A 22,649-nucleotide genomic window follows, 5' to 3' on the forward strand; every position below is an offset into this window, starting at 1 on the left:
TTTCTTGATTTCACTCCATAGAAGTTGGATTGGGATTTGTTTTTTGCCCGGATAAGGCGTAGTTTGCATTTTGTTGATTTGTCAGGGGCCAGCGTTACGCTTTCTCCGGTTTTCAGGTCCAGTTCATAGGTCTCATTACCCAGCGGTTTGATGGAGACGGTACGTCCTGCAGATAGCTGATGGACGGCATCCCATCCGGATAACTGTATACGGCAAGGTTGTCCTTTTTCACTGGTCAGGCTGACCCATTCGGTTCTTCCGTCTTGGCGTTGAGCCGAGACGGTAAATCCTCCTTCCGCCCTGAGGGCATGGAAAGCACAATCTTTCCAATGGTCTGGCACAGCCGGGAAGATACGTATAGTCTCATCCCAGCTTTGTATAAGCAGCTCAGTAAGGGAGGCCGCAGCACTTAATGGGGTTTCTATTACCGGATTCTTGCCTTGACTTTCCACATAGAATGTATTGGGTAGCAGAATGCTGATTCCGATTGGTTTGTTGATGAAATGTGCCAAGCGTTCGTAAGCCTTGTTACCGTTACCCAAATAGGCATATAGAGAAGCTGCTCCGGTATAGGAATATCCTGCTAATCCTTTCCCATCTTCTAAAGACAACCAGTGTTCGATGGATTTCTCCAGGAATTTACGGTTCTCTGGTACATCGGGATGTAAAAGTCGGAAAGGGTAGAAGGCCAATAGGTGCGAATAATGGCGGTGGGACTTCTCCAGCGGTTTGTTGGCGGCAATCATCAGACCGTTTTCATTGGTGGGATATGGAGCCAGTCGTGTCAGGATTTCTTTCCAGCGTGCATAGTCGGGATGAGTGCTTGAAGTTCTGTCATGACATGCTATCAATGTTTGGAGCAACCAGCTCAGTGAAGCTAATCCGTAATTGCTGTCATTGTATTTTTGGAACCCTTCATATTCGGGAGACTCAATATGGGTGAGATGCCATGTGTTTTCTTTATAACACAGTATTTTATCGAATACGGCAAATGCGTCCAGTGCTTTTGGAACTACTTGTTGTTTGATATCTTGCCAGTCAGCACCGGCATATCGCAGGTACATATAATAGTTTTGCAATGCCCAGGTGTAGTCACCTATCTTGCATGGTTCAATAGAACGGACAAGTGAAGGAAACACTTCATCCATCAGTCGCTGGAAGTTTTTGCCTTGTTCCATCCTATTGGCTGGTCCTATGGGCATATAAGTCAGTTGTATATTTAGGTTCCACCAGAAACTGGGCCATGGGCTCAGTTTGAAGAAAGTGCCCATTACGTCCATTGCCGGGCCATCCGGATGAGAACAAGTGGCAAGTTTGTACATCTGTATGAAATAAAAGTTCTCCAGTTTTTTGTCCGGAATGGAAAGGAAAGAACGTTCGTGGTAGGCATTCCACCACTGGCGTGTCTTTTGTTTCAACAATTTAGTTCCTGTAATCTGTGTTGCTTCTACAGTCTTCATGGCTTTGGCAAGAGAGAGGGATGAAGCCGGCACTTCATTGGCTGTAGACACGTACAATACGGAACGTGATTTTCCGCCCGGCACCTCTTTCCAGTAGGTTGCATAGTCTCCTCCCGCCAACAAGGACTGTACCCAACTACCTTCTTTGTCTTTTTGGTTGACGACAGGTGCGGGGTTGTCCTTGTATTTTAATTTTTCTTTCAAATGGGGAAATACTCTTATGCGGGGAGAGCATGGGTTCCCGGGAATCCCCTTCCAGCGGTAAGGGACTCCGGAGGAAACTTCCACGATATTCACTTCTTCGGGTTGGGGAGTATAGGCGTGGAAAGTCAAGTCTCCTTTGTCTGTTTTTAGGTGTCCGGTCAGTTCGGCATTGTAAATGTCGAGATAAAAAGTGCCTGAAAGTATCTTCCCTTCAGGGAATAATAGCATTTTACCGACATCAAGCCTGCAAAAATCCACCATTTTATCTGCCTCTTCCGTGCCGATGGAGGTTTTTCGGTAGGGAGCTTTCCTATGATCTGTGACATCGGGACGTCCCAGATGGAAAACTAATGCATTGAGTGTGGAATCGGCATATACCATCATGCCGACCAATCCATTACCTAAAAAAGCACCTTCATTCCATTGCATGGGTAATTGTTCCCATATCAAGGCATGTTGGCGCATATACTTTTCCATGTCCGGAAACGAAGCTCCGGACATGGAAGTACATATGAAAAACAATAAAATTACGATTTTGATTGTACTACGCATAAATTTATTCCTTTTAGTTGGGCAACGGTATCATTGCTCTACGACCATAGTTAAATTTCAGACCTCTTTTATAAGCTTCAGGACCATATAGGTCTTGGATATCCATTTCACCCAAGTTCACGAGGATTCCCCGCGCCATGAGTCCGGCATCTTCGTTTTCAAGGCGTGGCAGGGTTTCTGCGGCTTCTCTCAGCTCCGACAGGAAAGGACGGATACAGTCACGCATATCAGGGTCTAAAGATAAGCATTCCAGTGAAGAGTACCCTATTTTTCTGTATTTTTCCTCTGTGGGAATAATTAGGCGGGCAACGCTTTCTTGACTTTTACCCAGATAGGCTGCGGCATAGGCGGCTTCGGAAGCGATGTAGGGATTACTGTCTTGGAGGAGTGCCAACAAGGCTTGCGGACAAGAAGATATTTGCTTTTCTCTGGCAAGTTTGGCATATCCTACTACTCCCCAGAATCTCATTTCGGATAGCGGATTGGTAATTGCTTCTTCTAACATAGACAGAGAGGCGGTGGTTGCTGTTCCAGCTGTTTCAACAAGAGTATAAAGTTCGTTCAGAGGATATTTCTCCTTGCGCACTTTGTCGTAAAGAATATGACCGGTGCGTGAAGTGGGAAGGAAGAACCCCAAATCACCGGTGACACGAATATGGTCAGATAGTGCTTGGCGCATTTTGGACAAGATTTCTGCATATTCGGGAGTACCGGATAAGTCGTGCAGTTCATCCGGATCTTTTTCAAGGTCAAACAGCATTTCTGCCGGATGGGCTTCGAAAGTCAGTTTCCAGTTAGGGTTGGTATTATGCCCTTCCAATACTAGTTTATCCCATGCTTTGTTGGAAGGCATTCCCCATTGATAATAATTGCGCAGGGCAAACTGACGATAGGGGATATAACTACGGATATATTTGAAACGCCCATCGGTAACGGCGCGTACCGGCATGAAATGATGCAATTGATTGGCTGCTAATGCAAATTGCATCTGGCGTTTTTCTTTGTTTGCAAACTTGCCGTAAAGTGCTTTGCCCTGCATCTGTTTGGGTGGTTTTACCCCTGCAAGACTAAGTACGGTAGGCCCTAAATCCGTGAAGTTGACCAAGCTGTACTCTTTGCCTGAAGCCTGCTTGGCCAGGTGTTGCCATTTGGGCGGGAAATAGACAATCAGAGGTACTTTTAGACCGCTTTCGTACAAATATCCTTTACCACGGGGTATACAACCGCCGTGGTCACTGAAGAAAAATATAATTGTATTTTCATCCAAGCCTTTCTCTTTCAGGTCTTTCAGGAAGAATCCCAGCCAGGTATCCACGTCTTGTACTGCTTCTAAATGACCGGCATAGTCGGAACGTACTTCCGGCAAGTCGGGAACATAAGCAGGCAATGAAAGCAGTGCCGGGTATATGCCTTCCCGTGTGTAATCTCTGCGTCCGTCTGTATGGAAAGTTCGGATGCGTCCCATGTGTGAGGTTACCGTGTTGAATACAGCGAAAAAGGGTTGGTTCTTTTTTCGTTTGGGACTATTGTATGAGGCTTTGTTGCTACATTCGTCCCAACATATTTTATTGTCAGTGGTAGAGTTGTAGTGTGTCTTGCTGTTGTTTGTACAGTAATATCCGGCTTCGCGTAATTTCTGTGGAAAGAAGATGTCAGCAGGTGTATCGTAGGGCACAGGATGGATGTCCATGCCGTAAGTGCTTGAATAGCATCCGGTAATCAGTGAAGAACGGGCAGCCGAGCTCTGGGGAGCTACGGACCATGCGTTCATAAACTGTATGCCGCGGGCGGCAAGGCTGTCCGCATTGGGGGTATGTACTCCTCTGTTGCCGTAGCAACCGAATTCGTATGCACTAGTATCTTCAAAGGTGAGCCAAAGAATATTGGGCTTTTCGTTTTTTGTGTCTGCCGCCTTTGTCTGTGTGGAATACAATCCGCAGAAGGCAGTACACATTAATAAAGGTAGGTGTCTCATAAAGCATTAAGAATTAAGAACATTTGTTTCCCGCAGCTAAAGTAGTCCGTTTGTGTTTAACTGAGACTTCCTTATGTTTAAAAGTGTACCAATATTGTTTTGGCAAGTGAGGTTTCAACAATATTAGCATTGATTCAACAATATTACAAGAGGTTTAAACGCCCATTGGCATGATATTGAATAAAAAGAGAGTGAAATACTGATAACAAAGGACTAACTTTGAGCATTAAAATCTAACCATGAAAGAGATATGAAAAACATGTTGTTTATGATGGTGCTGTTTTGTGTATCATCTTTGGCAGGACAAGCACAGAATGTAAATGCGAACTCTTTTGATGATTCATTGCGTAGTGAAGCGGATAAGCTGTTGACGGAATGGATGGATGCTTTTCTGGCTTATCAGTGCACCTATTCCGATTCCGCACTTGATGGAGGAGTCTTATGCCCTGCATGTGCCCGTATGCATGGACGTATAGGTGATGCCGTACTTCCTTTGATGTATTTGGCAGAAAAGACCGGAAACCAAAAATATTTGCTTGGAGCCAAGCGCTTGATGGCGTGGATGGAGAATGTGCACCGTCCGGACGGGTCATGGATGAACGATGTACATGTATCGGATTGGAACGGTACGACGGTATTTGCAGCGATTGCTCTTTATGAAGCTTTGCATTATCACGGACATCTATTGGATGATTCAACCCATCATCATTGGAAACAGCGATTGGTAGAGGCTGGTGAGTTTATGATGAACAATCCTTTCATTTATAGCCGAAGGCGAGAAGGCATGAGAAATATGAATGTAAATTATTCTGCTTCAGCAACCTATGCACTATATGCTATCGGTGAAATGTGCAATCGGCCTGAATTTAAGAAGGAAGCCGAAGAGATAGCTCTCGGATTAAAAGAATATTTTACCGTGAATGACTGTTTCTTGTATGGCGAGGGACCTAATATCGCCTCAGAAACTCCAAACGGTTGCCGTCCGGTAGATTTGCTTTATAATGTAGAAGAATCACTGCCTAATATGGCATATTATGCAGTGATGGCAAACGACATGGAACTATTTTCGCTTGTGGAACGTTCCATGGATACTCATCTTGAGTTTATGTTACCCGATGGCGCTTGGGACAACAGTTGGGGAACACGAAGCTTTAAATGGACTTATTGGGGCGGGCGTACCAGTGATGGCTTTATGGGAGGTTATTATTTGATGGCTGCTGCCCGTCATCCGGAATATTTGGAAGCCATTCGCCGCAATATCCGTTTATTGAGTAAGGCTACCCATGGTGGACTTCTTTATGGAGGAATGCATTATTTTGCATCCGGTGTTTCTCCTTGTATTCATCATACATTTGGGCATGCCAAGGCGTTGGCTTCTTTTTTAGAACTGCCTTCTGTGAAAATGACTTCTTTGGAAAAGCTTCCCCGTGACTCCGTTTACGGAGTGAAGTTCTTTAAGGATATTCGTACGTGGCTTTTATCCCAAGGAGATTGGCGTGCCACATTTACCGGATATGACGCCGAATATAAAGTGAAAGGGACTCATCCAATGGGAGGTGCTCTTTCGTTGTTGTGGCATGCTCAGGCAGGACCTATATTTGCTGCGACTATGAACCGGTATAAATTGATTGAAGCTCCCAATATGCAGGACAATGTCCGTAAATATCTGATGGGAGGTACCCCCCGGGTTGAATCGATTCAGGATGAAGTTGCATATAGTAATCTGGACGATTTGAATACGGACATTACTTGTTTTATAGAAGACGGGTTCTGTCGATTTAATGTAAATTCTCATTTGGTTGATATCAATCAACAGTCTCCAAAGCAGGGAGAAGTACCGGTAGAGGTGAACTATGCATTTTCAGAACAAGGAGTGAGCATAAGCGTGGAACGTTGCAATGACTCGGCTTACCTTGTGTTGCCAGTTATCGCGTCGCCCAAAGAAGAGGTGAGGATAAGTACGCGAGAAGCTTCCATAAAAAAAAATAAGGGGATATTGTACATCACTTGCGAAGCAGGATATATAGATGTAGCACCGACAGATAGTGATGGACGAATCTTTAATCCGGTTCCAGGATTCTCTTTTGTACCTTTGCGAATAATACCGGAAAGTATTGGCAAGAAAATACAGATTAATATTTACTTTTGCTAATGTATTTTATTTATTTGCCTCATAATAGATTACAAACATGAAAATACAGCAATATTTGTTAGTGCTTTTAGAAGTATTATTCCCCTACATGTTGAATGCCGATGTCACTGAAGATATTCACTTTTCCCATATTGGTTTGGAGGAAGGATTGTCGCATAGTACGATTTTTGCGATTAATCAGGATAAAGGAGGGAATTTATGGTTTGCGACGTATGATGGTGTGAATAAATATGATGGTTACAACTTTATTGTATATCGTCATCAATATACCAATCCCAAAAGTATTGCCAGCGATATATCCCGTTGCATCACAATGGATGATTCAGACCGGATTTGGATAGGAACTCGTGAGGGGTTGTCTCTTTACAATCATTATAAGGATGAATTTTCCAATTATTATTATAAGAGAAATGGTTTGAACGTAGCTGTGACCAGTATTATCCCGATAAAAAAAGATTGGTTGATGTTGGGTACTGCCGAAGGCATTCTGCTTTTTGATGTAAAGAAAGAGTGTTTCCTTTCGGATACATTATCCTCTTCTTTGCATGGATTGCAGCCGGCAGCTTTGGTACGCCAGGGTGATTGTATCTATATAGGTACTGAGGAAGGTGTATATATTTATACTTTGTCAAACGGTATTTTGGAGAAACTAGTGGATGTGCCTACTGGCATCCGGGTTCATGCCATTCTGTGCCAGATGTTTAATAGAATATGGCTGGCTACGGAGGGAGATGGACTTTATCTGTACGACATGAAGACAAAGGAGCTGAAGAATTACCGTTATGAAGATGGGAAATCAGGATTGAACTCAAACTATGTGCGTTCTTTAGCACTGGATACAGAGAATCGCCTATGGGTGGGAACCTATGGTGGATTGAATATCTACAAGGAGGGATCAGACAGTTTCTCGTCCATTAAAAGCTCTGAGATTCAGGAAGGAAGTTTATCGCAGAATTCAGTCCGGAGTATTTTCAGAGATTCGCAGGGTGGCATGTGGCTGGGTACTTACTGGGGAGGGCTGAATTATTATCATCCTTTGTGTAACCGTTTCCAGCGTATCAAACATGTCCCGTTCTTGAACTCACTCAGTAATAATGTGGTCAGTTGCATTGTTGAGGATAACAAGCATAATTTGTGGATTGGCACGAGCGATGGCGGTTTGAATTACTATGATAATGCCTCTCAGCTATATAAGAATTATCTATTCAATTCGGGCAATCTAGATGTACCTTTCAAGGATATCAAGACGGTGTATGTAGATGAGGTACAAGATAGAATATATGTGGGGGCACATGCCGGAGGAATGATGGTTTTACATCGTAAATCCGGTTACATAGAATATTATAATCGTCACAATAGCAATTTGCCGAGCAATAATATCTATTCTATCATTTCAGACGGGTATGGGGGGCTTTGGGTGGCATCGCTGGAATATTTATTGCATTTTGATATAGATAAACGCAACTTTACGATTGTTGATGTAGATGAGGACGGGCACAAATTGCAGCAATACAATCGCTTGTTGTTTTGTGACTCAAAGAAACGTATATGGGCTGGGGGAGAAATGGGAATTTCTGTTTTTAACCAGGTAGGTACCTCTTTGCTCCCTAATACGGATTTTCAGATAGCTTCTGTGTTGAAGCAAGCGTTTGTGAATTGTTTTTATGAAACATCTTCCGGATATCTGTGGATTGGAACACGTAACGGATTGTTTGCTTTGAAAGAGAGTGATAAGCAGTTCCTGCAATATACCACAGAAAACGGTCTGCCGAGTAATGTTATTTATGGAATTCTGGAAGATGCTTACGGGCGTTTATGGATAAGTACGAATCAAGGGTTGAGTTGCCTGAATCCGGAGAGTGGGAAGTTTCGTAATTTCACGATTATGGACGGATTACAAGGCAACCAGTTTAATGCTGGGGCTTATTGTCGAAAAGACAATGGCTACATGTTGTTTGGTGGAGTCAACGGCATTACTTCATTCCGTCCTGAAACGTTGATTGATAATCCTTATGCTCCCAAACCTGTAATCAATAAATTATTTGTTCATAATAAGGAGGTATTACCGGATGATGAAACCGGAATCTTAAAGGAAAGTATTACATACGTGAATCGTATAACTTTATCTTCATCTCAGAATTCATTCGCCATTTCTTTTGTCGTTTCCAATTATATAGCGGGTAAACATAATACATTTACCTACAAACTGGAGGGATATGATAATGTATGGTATAAGCAGAATGATATCAGCCTTGTTTCTTACTCCAATTTACCGGCAGGGGATTACACTTTTTGTATAAAAGCAGCAAACAATGATGGTAAATGGAATGAGGAACCCGCCATACTTCATATACATATATTGCCGGTTTGGTATTCTACTTGGTGGGCGCTTTCCTTGTTTGCTTTGTCGTTTGCTTTGTTGGTGTTCGGTATCGTACGCTTCTTCTGGCTACGCAAGAGTATGCAGGCTGAAATACGAATGGAACGGCTTGATAAAGAAAAGCGGGAAGAGATAAGCCAGATGAAAATCCGTTTTTATGTTAATATCTCGCACGAGTTACGGACTCCGTTGACTTTGATTGTTGCGCCCTTGCAGGAATTACTTGATCGTATCAGTGGGCATTGGGAGCATGAACGGTTGCTTTATGTGCAGCGGAATACCAACCGTCTCTTGCATTTGGTTAATCAGTTAATGGATTTCCGGCGTGCTGAGTTAGGGATATTTGAACTCAGGGCTGTGTATTCCAATGCTTATAAGCGGATATTGAACTGTTTTATGAATTATGAAAGTTTGTCTAAAAGGAAGGATATAGACTATAACTTCTATACAGAGTTGCAAGATAAAAATGTTCTTTTCGATGAGAACTATCTGGATTTAATTGCAAATAATCTGCTTTCGAATGCCTTTAAATATACCGAAGTCGGCGAAAGTATCACTGTGAAACTTTACATAGAAGGTGACAATCTTGTCTTGCAAGTGATAGATACAGGCATTGGCATCCCATTGGAGAAGCAGGAAAAGATTTTTGAACGTTTTTATCAGGTGGAAAATGGACGTGAAGGGAGTGGTATCGGGCTCTCATTGGTTCAACGTCTGGTGGAATTACATCATGGGCGGATTATTCTACAGAGTGAAGTTGGTAAAGGTTCTACTTTTACGATTTATCTGCCGCAGGATGAATCCGTATATACGCAAGAAGAGTTGCTTGGAGGAAGTGGGAATGAAGGAGAACAACGTGTATATTCCACCAATGCAAATGACATTTATATCGGTGATGACGAAAAGTTGGGGGAAGAGGATAGTACGGATGAAGTAAACGGTAAACGTGGTACTATCTTGGTCGTAGAGGACAATAGGGAACTGAGACGGTACTTGGTGAACGGTCTGTCTGCGCTGTTTGATATGTTGGAAACGGAGAATGGGCAAAAAGCGCTGGATATTCTGAAAGACAAGGATGTAGATTTGATTATAACAGATGTCATGATGCCTATAATGGATGGCGTTAGGTTATGCAAGTTAGTGAAACAGAATCTACGTACTTGCCATATTCCGGTTTATATGTTGTCTGCCAAAGTAGATATCAAGTATCAGTTGGAAGGTTTACAGGTAGGAGCCGATGATTACATTGCCAAACCGTTCTCTATGGAAGTGTTGAGAACCAAGATTCTGAATATGCTGCGTACACGTTATCGTATATTCGAGCGATATTCCAATATGACGGAAATAAAACCGGAAAAGCTTACGAACAATACGATGGATGAGGAACTGTTGCGGAAGGCTATTGCTGTTGTTGAGAAAAATATGGATAATGTGGAATTTTCTACAGAACAGTTCGCGCGTGAGATGAATATGAGCCGTTCGAATCTTCATTTGAAATTAAAGGCGATAACGGGAAAATCTGCTATTGATTTTATACATAAGATACGGTTTAACCGAGCATGTCAGTTATTGAAAGAAGGAAAGTATACCGTTTCAGAAATCAGTTTTATGGTGGGCTATAACACTCCTTCTTATTTTGCGGCACGTTTCAAGAAGTATATCGGTTGTTTGCCTACAGAATATGGAAAGAAATAGTATAAATCATCAGGTTATGAAGATGCGTATTATTGGAACGTTGATTACCATCTTGGGGTTGTCAGTCTTGTGGGGGCAAACGGATTTATGTCGGCCGTCTGTATTTAAGGATGGTAGCATTTGGAAAGGAAGTGATGTGATAGAAATGTTCACCTTGACCAATGCAAGCGGCATGTCTATCAAAGTGACAAATTATGCCGCTTCGCTGACTGACGTTTCCGTTCCTGACAGACAAGGGCAGTTTGAACATGTGGTTTTAGGATTTGACAGTCTGGAATCTTATCTGGAAAGACATCCTAAGTTTGGAGCCACCATAGGAAGGTTTGCCAATCGCATTAGAAATGCAGAATTCAGCCTGAACGGACAAACTTATCATCTGGAAAAAAACAATAAAGAACATTCCATTCATGGTGGAACAAACGGGTTCAATCGTCAAGTCTTTAAAACAGACACATTTTATACCGTCAAAGATACGGCTATCGTGGTATTCAAATACAAAAGTGCTCACTTGGAAGGTGGATTTCCCGGCAATATAGAGCTTTCAATAGCTTATAAACTGACTAATCATAATGAGATTGTTCTGGAATATACAGCTACTACGGATAAGCCTACGGTAGTTAATTTTACAAATCATAGTTATTTTAATCTGACAGGTTGCACCAGAAACGTGTTGAATCATATTTATAGGATTTATGCGGATTCCATAACTCCTACCGATTCCATGGGTATCCCTACCGGAGAGTTAATGCCTGTGGTGGGTACTGTATATGATTATACTTCTCCACAATCGGTGGAAAAAAGAGTACAGAAAATGGGAAAAGGATATGATGTGAATTATAGACTGGATAAATACCCAGATTCGTTAGAGTTGGCAGCTATCGTAGTGGAACCTATATCCGGTAGAGTGTTGAAAGCATACACTACTGAACCGGGAATGCAATTTTATATTCCAAATTCAAATATGGATTATCTTATTGGTCATGGTGAAAAGAAATATGGCCGATATTATGGATTTTGTCTTGAAATGCAGCATTTCCCCGATGCTCCCAATAATCCTCAATTTCCTGCTACAAGTTTGTTGCCGGGAGAAATATATCGGCAGGTCACTATTTATAAATTTGAAACAATATCAGAATAATATATTTAATCAACTAAAGTTTACTAATTATGAAAAAGAAAACATGGAAAAGATGTGTATGTATGATTGGAGTAGTTCTTTTTGCGGTAACGGGTTTGAATGCCAATAATAGAGTGCCTGATAGTCCTATTAAGAAAACAAGAAGCAATACTTTTATTATAGAGAAAGAAAAAGCGTGGGAGCCGGCAGGTGAAGGTGTGGCCAGACAGATTATGGGCTATGATGGGCAAGTAATGTTGGTTAAAGTCAAATTTGAGAAAGGGGCTATAGGAACTCCTCACACGCATTACCACACGCAAACGACTTATGTGGTAAGTGGTAAATTTGAGTTTACAGTGGGTGATGAAAAGAAGATTGTGGAAGCGGGAGACGGTATTTATATTGAACCGGATATTTTGCATGGCTGCGTTTGTCTGGAGCCTGGAGTTTTGATTGACTGTTTTGCTCCGATACGAGCTGATTTCTTGAAATAAGCCTTGAAAAGATGTTTTGTACAATTTGTTTTTCGTGCAATCCAAGCAGATAAAGCTATTGCTTAATCGGATGATTTTCCTTTTGTGGTAATCTGTGAAGTTGTTTTTGCACAAAAATAGTGTGTAGTGAACAATATTGGTATGGAAAAAGTGTAAAAGTAAAAGTAACAAAAACAATACTTTTGCACTTTTTTTAGTGCTTGTCGTATGTTTGTCATCAGAAAAATTCTAAAGTTAAACCTTAGATTATTTATTATGTACAAATTGAAAGAATTGTTTTTAATGTTTATCCTCGCTTTTGTCAGTTTGGCTGCATACGCACAAAGTTTGACAGTAACTGGTAAGGTGATTGATAGTGAAGGATATGAAGTGATTGGAGGTAGTGTAACCATTAAAGGTGTTGCCGGTGTTGGAACAGTTACCGACGTAAATGGTAACTATACTCTGAAAGTGAATGATGCATCCAAAGATGTATTGGTTTTCTCGTATGTAGGTATGACTCCGCAAGAAGTGAAAGTCAATAACCGAAGTGTAATCAATGTGACTCTACAGGCTGATGCCGTATTACTGGAAGACGTTGTGGTAATTGGTTATGCTGCCGTTCCTCGTAGAGATTTGACCGGGTCGGTAACCTCCGTTAGCAGCAAAGAACTTTCTAAAGTGCCAGTAAGTGATGTTACACAAGCCTTGACCGGACGCATGGCAGGTGTGATGGTGCAGCAGAGTGAAGGTACTCCGGGTGCTTCCATTTCCGTACGTGTGCGTGGAGGTATCTCTATCACACAAAGTAACGAACCTCTTTACATTATCGACGGCTTTCCCAGTGAAGACGGTATGTCTACCCTCGACCCCGCTGAAATTGAAACCATTGACGTGTTGAAGGATGCTTCGGCCACTGCCATCTATGGTGCTCGTGGTGCCAATGGTGTAGTTGTAATCACTACGAAGAATGGTAGTAAATCAGGTGGCAAGGCTACAGTGACTTTTGACAGTTATGTCGGTGTCAAAAAGATTGCAAACAAATTGGATGTACTTAATGCCGGTGAATTTGCCAGATTGGATTACGAACGTACATTGTGGAGAATGGGTACAGGAGATTCCGGTGCGGATGGTATGACCAAATGGGAAGAGAGATACGGTAAGTTCAGCGATCTCGCTTCCATATATAATGGTCGCAAGGGTATCGACTGGCAAGATGAAACCTTGGGTCGTAATGCTATTACTCAAAACTATCGTGTAGGTGTATCCGGAAAGACGGAGAAGATGAATTACAGTCTGGCTTACTCATACTACAACGAAGAAGGTGCTATGGTATACAGCGGTAGTAAAAAGCATAACATCTCATTCAACATGAATCATGAGATAAACAAATGGTTAACGGTAAATTCACGTATCAGTTACGACCAGATGCGTGTGGAAGGCATGGGTACATCAGAAGGTGGTGACCGCTTCAACAAGATGCAGCACATCTTGCAGTATCGTCCTACAGTAGGTATTATGGGGGTAGATGAAGATTTATTATACGGCGAAGATCCTCTGTTGGCAGATGATAATGGCAACGTTATGCAGAATCCGCTGATTTCGGCAGCAGAAGAGCTCAACGATAGGGAATGGCGTACTTTCCAGGCCAATGGTGGCGCTACCATTAAGCTGCTGAAAGGACTATCTTTCCGTAGTACGGTAGGTATGCGCTATCAGACTCGCCGTAATGATGTATTCTATGGTGATGAGTCTATTACAGGTAAGCGTTCCAGTATTCAAGGTTCAATTACTAATTTGGAAAATAGCAGTTTTCAGACTTCCAATGTTTTGACCTATTCTTGGAAAAACAAAATTCATGACTTTACAGTCATTGCCGGACATGAATATGTGGAAAGATGGTCACGCAGCTTTTCTGCAAGTGCCAGTCAGTTTCCGAATGATGAAATAGGTTTGGGAGACCTCTCACTGGGTGTTCCAGGTGTTCCCACTTCCAGTGAAAACTACGATGATAAATTGCTTTCCTTCTTTGGACGTATAAACTACAACCTGATGGATAAATATCTTTTTACTGCTTCAGTCCGTGCTGACGGTTCTTCCAAGTTCGGTAAGAACAACAAGTGGGGATATTTCCCGGCTTTCTCGGCTGCATGGCGTTTAAGCGAAGAAGAATTTATCAAGGATCTGGGAATCTTCTCCGACTTAAAATTCCGCATCGGTTATGGACTTGCGGGTAACAATCGTATTGGTAGTTATCAAAGTCTTGCTCTTATGAATTCTGTTACTGCTGCCAATGGCAACGGTGCACAAGCAGGCTATGCTTCTCGTCAGGTGCCTAATCCCGATTTGAAATGGGAGGCAAATAAGACATTCAACGTAGGAATAGATTTTGGTTTCTTGAACCAGCGTATCACATTCTCGCCGGAATTCTACATCAATCGCAGTAGCAACTTGCTGCTGAATGCCAAACTGCCTAACTCTTCCGGTTATACTAGTATGGTTATCAACGCAGGCGAAACTCAAAATTCGGGTGTGGATTTGACTATCAATACGGCAAACATCGTATCCAAAGATTTTACTTGGAACACTTCGGTTACTTTCTCCCACAACAAGAACAAGGTTAAGAAACTGACAGGTGAAGATGTACAGTTGTATCTGGCCAACTTTGGTTATAGTGGTGCGGGGGCATCCCATCAGATTGGAGTAAATCAACCATTGGGACAATTCTACGGTTATGTGACTGACGGATTGTATCAGGTGGAAGACTTCAATTACGATGCTACAACCAAAACTTATACATTGAAGGACGGTGTACCTTATCATGGCGACAAGAAGAATATCCAGCCAGGTTACTGGAAATTTAAGAACGTGGACGGTAGTGAAGACAACCAAATTACTGAAAGTGATAAGACCATTATTGGTAATGCCTTGCCTGATTTCTATGGCGGTATCAACAATTCTTTCAGTTGGAAGGATTTTGACTTGAGCATCTTCTTTACTTACAGCTATGGTGCGGAAGTACTGAATGCTACTAAGTTGACCAATACCAAGACTGCCCTTACTAATAAAAACGTTCTGTCGGTAGCTGATGATGCTCATCGTTGGGTGACTATTAATGCCAATGGTGAACTGATTACGAATCCGGAAGAACTGGCAGCAGTGAACCAGGGAAAAACAGTAGCTCATTTCGGTGATAACGGATCCAACAACACCTACATTCATTCTTGGGCCATTGAAGATGCTTCTTATTTGAAATTGAGTAATATCACTTTAGGGTATACCTTCCCCAAGAAAGTGATAAATAAAATTGGTCTGACCAAATTGCGTCTGTATGCAACGGGCAATAATTTGTTTACATGGACTCCTTATACCGGTTTCGATCCGGAAGTATCTACCATGAGTAGCGCGTTAACTCCCGGTGTCGATTTCGGTGCTTACCCCAGAAGCCGCTCTTTCGTATTTGGTGTGAACGTAGCATTTTAATTAGAATTAAAAAGGGAATAATAAGATGAAAAACAAAATGATATATGCGCTTGGCGCAATGATGCTTGTAGGGGTTACTTCTTGTGACCTGACTGAAAAGCCCAGCTCATTCTACGAGAAAGATACTTATTTCGTGACAGAAGGAAAAGCCCAGATGGCTGTAGTCGGAATCTATGACTGTCTTGAAACTACAGACTATTATGGACAAAATATCATGCCGTTCTTTGGGTCGGACGACATGTTCATGGTACGTGGAACCGGTTCGGACGGAACTCGCCGTGACATATCCCACTATCTGTACAATGCTTCTAATACTTGGATTGCTAGTGTATGGAGATGTGCTTACCAAGCTCTCGATCGTGCCAATGTGGCTATTGCCAGCATCGAGGCTATGTCAGGTTTTGCAGAAAACAAAAACCTGCAGGAAATTGACGGGCAAGCTCGATTCCTCCGTGCCTACATAGCTTTTGACCTAGTGAAATTCTTTGGTGATGTACCGTTCAGCACGGAATATACGAATGGTTTTGCTAATACATCCAAACCTCGTACCGACCGTGAGCTGATTTATGACCAAATCATCGAAGATTTGAATTATGCAAAAACATATTTGAAATCTGGTCGTGAAGTGGCTTCTTCTGAAATACCTTGTAGCGGTGCTGCCCATACTTTACTGATGCGTGTCTATTTGCAACGCGCTGGCTATAGCCTGAACTGTTCATCGCGTCAATTGACCCGTCCGGATGATACTACCCGAAAGGGATATTTTGAAGCGGTGATTAAAGAATGGGAAGCTCTGAAGGCTGAAGGCTACCATGGTTTTTATGCAGGTGGTTATGAGCAACTGTTTAAGAACTATTCTCAGCTGACATTGGACAATCAGGAATCTCTTTGGGAGATCGCTTTCGAACCCAACCAAGGTTTGAAGGACAATGCCGGTGTATGGGCAACTTACAACGGACCACTTGTAGATGCTCCGGGAAGTTATCCCGGCACAAGCAGTTATATGGGACGTGCCAATGCTTTCTTTGTGGTATTACCATATTGGAAGTCTTTCTATGAGTCAAATGAGGATGGAAGCATAAAAGATGTACGTCGTGACGTGAATTTCGTGGATTATGCTATCAAGTGGGACAAAAATAAAGAAACTCAGGAAAAATCGCATACTTCTGCCGATATCAACAAAAATCTGAACAGATATCCGGGCAAATGGCGCAGAGAATGGATGGCTCCGGGTTTTGTGGATCCCAACAATACAGGCGTCAATTATGCTCCGTTGCGTTATGCTGATGCTGTTCTGATGGCAGCTGAAGCTTATAACGAAATCGGCAACACAACCGAAGCATGGAAACTATTGAATGACGTCCGTGTACGTGCCGGTGCTACTCCTATAAGTACAGCCAATTATTCAAGCTTGTTGAAGGCTCCGAAATTGTATGATTTGCCATTTATTCCGGATGGTGATGATGCCGGCAGATTCCGTACAGCATTGTATTGGGAACGTGCTTTTGAACTTTGCTACGAAGGTCAACGTAAATATGATTTACTACGATGGGGTATTCTGGAAGCATCTTTAAAAGCTGCTCAGAACTACATGGAATCATGGATTCCGGGACCAGATGAATATATAACGGATGCTGCACGTAAAGATTGGAATCCGGTGAAATGGGCTAAGTCCAATTACGTAGCAGGCCACAACTTTACCACAGGCAAGCATGAACTTTACCCCATTCCATTGGCCGAAATCCAATCGAACGCGGCTTTGAATGGAGAAAACAATCCGGGATTTGAGTAATTTCATTTTCTGGGTATGAACTGACAATGGATGGAGAAAGTATAAACATCTTACTGTTTCTCCATCCTTGTATGTAAGGATGATAATTTGAGCAGATATAACCTATAGAATATGCATATATTTATGAAGAAATTTTTATTATTTTGTTACGCAGTTGCTACATTGCAGGGATTCTCTGGCTGTTCACCCAGTCAACCAAAGGAAGATTACGGCTGGTTGAAAAACGCGATAGACACTTCTGTGCAACAACTGGAAGAAACAGTGGCGGATGTAGGGGATTCAGTCTTGTTGCCCCGTTCCATCTGGACGGGATACGATATGGATTTTCTCTGTAGCCAGTTACAAAGAGAGCCTGTAACTTTTAAAGACTCCTTGCGGATGAAACCTGTGAAAGATGCCTTGGGAAGCCGTAGATATTGCAGTTCCATCTATGATTGGACAAGCGGTTTTTTCCCCGGAAACTTGTGGTACGCATATCAGTTGACTGGTATAGAAGACTTGAAAAAAGATGCGGTGAAATTTACGAATTACCTATATCCGTTGAAAGATTATAAAGGTACACACGATATCGGATTCATGGTGAATTGCAGTTATGGTAATGCGCACCGTCTGTCTCCTGCCGACACTATCCGTCAGATATTGGTACAGACTGCTGATAATTTGTGCGGTCGTTTCGACTCGAACATAGGCTGTATCCGTTCCTGGGATTTTGGGAAGTGGAATTTCCCTGTGATTATTGATAATATGATGAATCTGGATTTATTGTTTTACGTCAATCATCTTACGAATGATTCCAAGTATAAAGAAGTCGCATTGAGACATGCTGAGACAACAATGAAGAACCACTTTAGAAACGATCATTCGTCCTACCATGTAGTAAGCTACAATAGCGATGGCAGCGTAGAAATGAAATGTACGCATCAGGGGAAAAATGATGATTCCTCATGGGCGCGCGGACAAGCTTGGGGAGTATATGGATATACATCCTGTTATCGTGAGTCGAAAGATGCAGCCTTCTTACAGCAAGCCCAAAATATCGCGGCATTAATCATGGAACGTGTAAAGACTGACGATGCGATTCCTTTGTGGGACTACGATGCCCCGAACACACCGGAGACGCCTCGTGATGCATCTGCCGCCTCTATCACAGCTTCTGCCCTGATAGAGCTCAGTACTCTTGTAGAGGACGGACAAGTCTATTTTGATTACGCCGAGAAACTGCTCAAGTCTCTCTCTTCCGATGCTTACTTGGCAAAAGTCGGCACCAACCAGGGATTTATTCTGATGCACTCTACAGGTTCATTGCCTAATGGTTCTGAAATTGATACACCTATCAATTATGCTGATTATTATTATCTGGAGGCTTTAGTCCGATATATGCAAGTAAAAGGAATTGATTATAAATCGCTATAAACGAAATTAATATACCATGAAGATAACAAAGTATATTCTTAGCTTTATTTTTCTGTTGGTTGTATTATGTGCGGAAGCACAGCAGTTGCGGAAGGAAGCTTTCGGCTTGCTGAATCTGGATTATCCGGGATTGGAGAAAGTGAAAGCCGCATATGACCGACAACAATGGGACGAGGCAGCCAAAGCCTTATTGGACTATTATCGCCAACGTACTGGCATAGGACACCCTGATATCGATATGCAGAATATCAAGATTTCCAAGGAAGAACAGAAATGGGCGGATGATGCCTTGGAACATACGTTTTTTGTGCATAAAGGCTATCAGCCTTCTTATAATTACGGCAAAGATATCAACTGGCAATATTGGCCGGTACAGGACAATGAGTTGCGTTGGCAATTGCATCGCCACAAATGGTTCACCCCAATGGGTAAGGCATATCGAATCTCTGGAGACGAGAAATATGCCAAAGAATGGGCATACCAATATATGGATTGGATTAAAAAGAATCCTCTGACAGAGGTAGAGAAAGAAGAATACGAACTGGTCAGCGCAGGCGAGGTAAAGGGAAATGCGGAAAATGTACGTTTTGCATGGCGTCCTCTGGAGGTGAGCAACCGTTTACAGGATCAAACGCTGCAATTTCTGTTGTTCGTTTCTTCGAAGGCCTTCACGCCGGAGTTCTTGACTGAATTTCTGATTAATTATCACCGGCATGCACTGCATATTCTTGGCAATTACTCGGATCAGGGTAACCACTTGTTGTTTGAAGCTCAGCGAATGGTGTATGCAGGTGCGTTTTTCCCCGAATTTAAGGAAGCAGGCGAATGGCGAAAAAGTGGGATAAGCATTTTGAACCGCGAAATTAAAAAACAAGTCTATCCGGATGGCGGTCAATATGAATTGGACCCACATTATCATCTGGCGGCAATCAATATTTTCTGCAAGGCTTTGCGTATGGCGGATGTTAATGGCTTCCGTCAGGAATTTCCAGCCGAATACGTGAATACAGTCAAGAGCATGATTGAGTTTTATGCCAACATTTGTTTTCCGGATTACAGCAATCCTTGTTTCAGTGATGCCAAGTTGGGAGACCGTCCGGCAGAAATCCGTAATTATCAGGATTGGCTCAAGCTATTTCCTGATTGTGAGTGGATTCGTTATTATGCCACAGAAGGTCGTGAAGGCGCTCCCTTGCCCAACCTTTCTCACGGTGCGCAGACTTCCGGCTTCTTTACTTTCAGAAACGGCTGGAAGCAGGATGCTACCGTAATGGTTGTAAAGGCCGGTCCCAAAGGGGAATGGCACTGCCAGCCGGACAACGGAACTTTTGAGTTTTGGTTCAATGGCCGGAATCTCTTCCCGGATAGCGGTTCCTACGTCTATGCCGGTGATGATGAAGTAATGAAACTTCGTAATTGGTTTCGCCGGACAAGTTCTCACAATACGTTGACATTGGATGGGAAAAACCTGCAAACAACCCAGTCTGTCACCAAACTATGGAAGCCCGAAGGCAATGAGCAGATTCTGGTGACTGAGAATCCGCATTATGATGGTTTGAAACACAGACGTTCTGTTTTCTTTGTAGACCAATCTTATTTTGTAATTGTAGATGAAGCCGTGGGAAACGCCCAAGGAGTAGTGAATCTGAACTACCATTTGTGTGAAGGTACTGTAAATATAGACAGAAAGAATAATATGCTGACTACAGTTTATGACGGCCCAAGCAACGTGAAACTGCAATGCTTTGCCGAGAAGAAAATTTCAATGAAAGAAAAAGAAGGCTGGCGTTCAACTGCCTATCGTTTACGAGTACCCCGTACAACTGTATCTTTTGATATAGATAAAAAGGATTCGGACGCTGTACGTTACATAACTATTCTTTATCCGTCGAAAAATACAGCTTCCTTCCCTATATTCAAAGCTAAGTTCCTGAACAAGGCATTTGACGAAAATGGGGTGAAAATAGAAATATCTGTTGGCGGAAAGAAACGTCAATTGGAATATAAACTATAATAACCCGTTGGCGGAATTAATTCATTACCGCTGCGGAATGACTGCAATGATACTTTAATGGTTTGTTGTAATATATTGAAGGTATGAATCTGCTTTGTAATATTTTGATTATCAGTACCTATTGGATGCATTGCATTCAGTATACGATTGAACCCTATTCAGTATACGACTGAATGGCATTCAATATACGACTGAATTAGGTTCAGTATACTGCTATTTCTTGCATCTGTATTATTTGTAAGGAATGCAGATTGCTGTTCCGTGCCTTATTGCAGTTCACAATCGTCCGGATTTTCTTAAATTCCGCCAACGGGTTATAAAAGATTTTTATAATGAATCGTTTATCATACATATTTCTGCCTTTGACTGCCATCGGAATGTCCGCTTGCAGTTCCGGCAAAGAGGAAGTGAAACGTCCGAATATCATCTTTATGATGACGGACGACCATACTACGCAAGCTATGTCATGTTACGGTGGACGTTTCCTTCAGACTCCCAACATGGATAGGATTGCCAATGAAGGTGTTCGTATGGACAATTGTTATGCGGTCAATGCTTTATCCGGCCCGTCAAGAGCTTGTATCCTGACGGGCAAATTCAGCCACATCAATGGATTCACAGACAATGCCAGCACTTTCGATGGTAACCAACAGACCTTCCCTAAATTGTTGCAGGCCGCCGGTTACCAGACTTCAATTGTCGGCAAATGGCATCTGATTACCGAGCCTCAGGGATTTGACTATTGGTGTATCCTGACCGGACAACATGAACAGGGGGATTATTACAATCCCGATTTCAACGAGAACGGAAAGCAGATTGTAGAGCAGGGCTATACAACTGACGTTATTACAGACAAGGCTATCGAATATCTGGAACACAGAGACAAAAGCAAGCCTTTCTGCATGATGTATCACCAGAAAGCCCCTCACCGTAACTGGATGCCCGCTCCTCGTCATTTGGGAATGTTCAACAATACCGTGTTTCCCGAACCTGCCACGCTTTTCGATACATACGAAGGCAGAGGCTCTGCTGCTATAGAACAGGATATGTCCATCGAGCATACATTGACCAATGACTGGGATCTGAAACTGCTGACCCGTGAAGAAATGCTGAAAGATACGACCAATCGCCTCTATCAAGTCTACAAGCGTATGCCGGCTGATGTACAAGATAAGTGGGATTCGGTATACGCCCAGCGTATTTCAGAATACCGTAGCGGCAACTTAAGAGGGAAAGAACTGATCAGTTGGAAGTACCAGCAATATATGCGCGATTACTTGGCAACTATTGTAGCTGTGGACGAAAATATAGGAAGGTTGCTCGGCTATCTGGAGAAAAACGGTGAATTGGACAATACAATCATAATCTATACTTCGGACCAGGGTTTCTTTCTGGGCGAACATGGCTGGTTCGACAAGCGCTTTATGTATGAAGAATGCCAGCGCATGCCATTGGTTATCCGTTATCCGAAGGCCATCAAGGCGGGGAGTGTATCGAGCGCTATTGCCATGAATGTGGATTTTGCTCCTACCCTGCTGGATTTTGCCGGAGTAGATATACCAGCAGATATTCAGGGACAGTCTCTCAGGACCATTCTGGAGAATGGGGGGAAAACACCGGCTGACTGGAGAAAAGCCGCCTATTATCACTATTATGAGTATCCGGCAGAGCACTCGGTTAAAAGGCATTACGGCATTCGTACCGCTGACTTCAAGCTGATTCACTTCTATAACGATGTGGACGAATGGGAAATGTATGACTTGAAGAATGACCCGAGTGAACTGAACAGTGTGTTTGGTAAACCGGAGTATGCCGACAAACAAGCGGAACTCATTTCATTGCTGAAAAAGATTCAAAAACAGTATAAGGATGATGACCCCGATGAAAAGGTCAAAGAGTTATTCAAAGGTGACAGACGATTGATGAAAAACAGATAATC

The 22,649-nt window shown here is 42.6% G+C and carries 10 protein-coding genes and 1 pseudogene; 9 read left to right on the forward strand and 2 right to left on the reverse strand.

What is annotated here, in order from left to right:
• Window positions 1-104: 104 nt before the first annotated feature.
• A pseudogene (locus tag DW800_RS20115) lies at window positions 105-2,216 on the reverse strand (glycosyl hydrolase family 95 catalytic domain-containing protein); the annotation flags it as partial.
• Window positions 2,217-2,229: 13 nt separating this feature from the next.
• Complete coding sequence (locus DW800_RS04870; RefSeq protein ID WP_022402192.1) at window positions 2,230-4,191, reverse strand: sulfatase; 1,962 nt, start codon at window positions 4,189-4,191, stop codon at window positions 2,230-2,232.
• A 250-nt stretch (window positions 4,192-4,441) separates the two neighbouring features.
• Here DW800_RS04870 and DW800_RS04875 point away from each other — a divergent pair, with 250 nt between their 5' ends.
• The 9 genes from DW800_RS04875 (at window position 4,442) to DW800_RS04915 (ending at window position 22,647) form a co-directional block, all read left to right on the forward strand.
• Entirely contained in the window at window positions 4,442-6,343 is a 1,902-nt protein-coding gene (locus DW800_RS04875) for a hypothetical protein (RefSeq protein WP_117589176.1), read from the forward strand.
• A 37-nt stretch (window positions 6,344-6,380) separates the two neighbouring features.
• Window positions 6,381-10,418: a two-component regulator propeller domain-containing protein gene (locus tag DW800_RS04880; RefSeq protein ID WP_119957840.1), complete on the forward strand. Its 4,038-nt coding sequence runs from the start codon at window positions 6,381-6,383 to the stop codon at window positions 10,416-10,418.
• Window positions 10,419-10,434: 16 nt separating this feature from the next.
• A complete protein-coding gene (locus DW800_RS04885; protein WP_117703832.1) occupies window positions 10,435-11,556 on the forward strand; it encodes an aldose epimerase family protein in 1,122 nt (373 codons plus the stop codon).
• Between the two features lie 29 nt (window positions 11,557-11,585).
• Window positions 11,586-12,029, forward strand: a complete 444-nt coding sequence (locus DW800_RS04890; protein ID WP_016272381.1) for a cupin domain-containing protein — start codon at window positions 11,586-11,588, stop codon at window positions 12,027-12,029.
• 255 nt (window positions 12,030-12,284) lie between these two features.
• Window positions 12,285-15,491 (forward strand): SusC/RagA family TonB-linked outer membrane protein, encoded by a 3,207-nt coding sequence (locus DW800_RS04895; RefSeq protein ID WP_117703820.1) that lies wholly within the window; start codon window positions 12,285-12,287, stop codon window positions 15,489-15,491.
• Between the two features lie 25 nt (window positions 15,492-15,516).
• Window positions 15,517-17,283, forward strand: coding sequence for a RagB/SusD family nutrient uptake outer membrane protein (locus tag DW800_RS04900; RefSeq protein WP_057088687.1), 1,767 nt, complete (start codon window positions 15,517-15,519; stop codon window positions 17,281-17,283).
• Between the two features lie 123 nt (window positions 17,284-17,406).
• Window positions 17,407-18,696: a DUF4995 domain-containing protein gene (locus tag DW800_RS04905; protein WP_035447737.1), complete on the forward strand. Its 1,290-nt coding sequence runs from the start codon at window positions 17,407-17,409 to the stop codon at window positions 18,694-18,696.
• A gap of 16 nt (window positions 18,697-18,712) precedes the next feature.
• Window positions 18,713-20,710 (forward strand): heparin-sulfate lyase HepC, encoded by a 1,998-nt coding sequence (gene hepC, locus DW800_RS04910; protein WP_117703821.1) that lies wholly within the window; start codon window positions 18,713-18,715, stop codon window positions 20,708-20,710.
• Window positions 20,711-21,042: 332 nt separating this feature from the next.
• Entirely contained in the window at window positions 21,043-22,647 is a 1,605-nt protein-coding gene (locus DW800_RS04915) for a sulfatase (RefSeq protein WP_057088683.1), read from the forward strand.
• Window positions 22,648-22,649: the final 2 nt, after the last annotated feature.

The organism is Bacteroides sp. AM32-11AC (assembly GCF_003603515.1).
Taxonomy (GTDB): Bacteria; Bacteroidota; Bacteroidia; order Bacteroidales; family Bacteroidaceae; genus Bacteroides; species Bacteroides uniformis.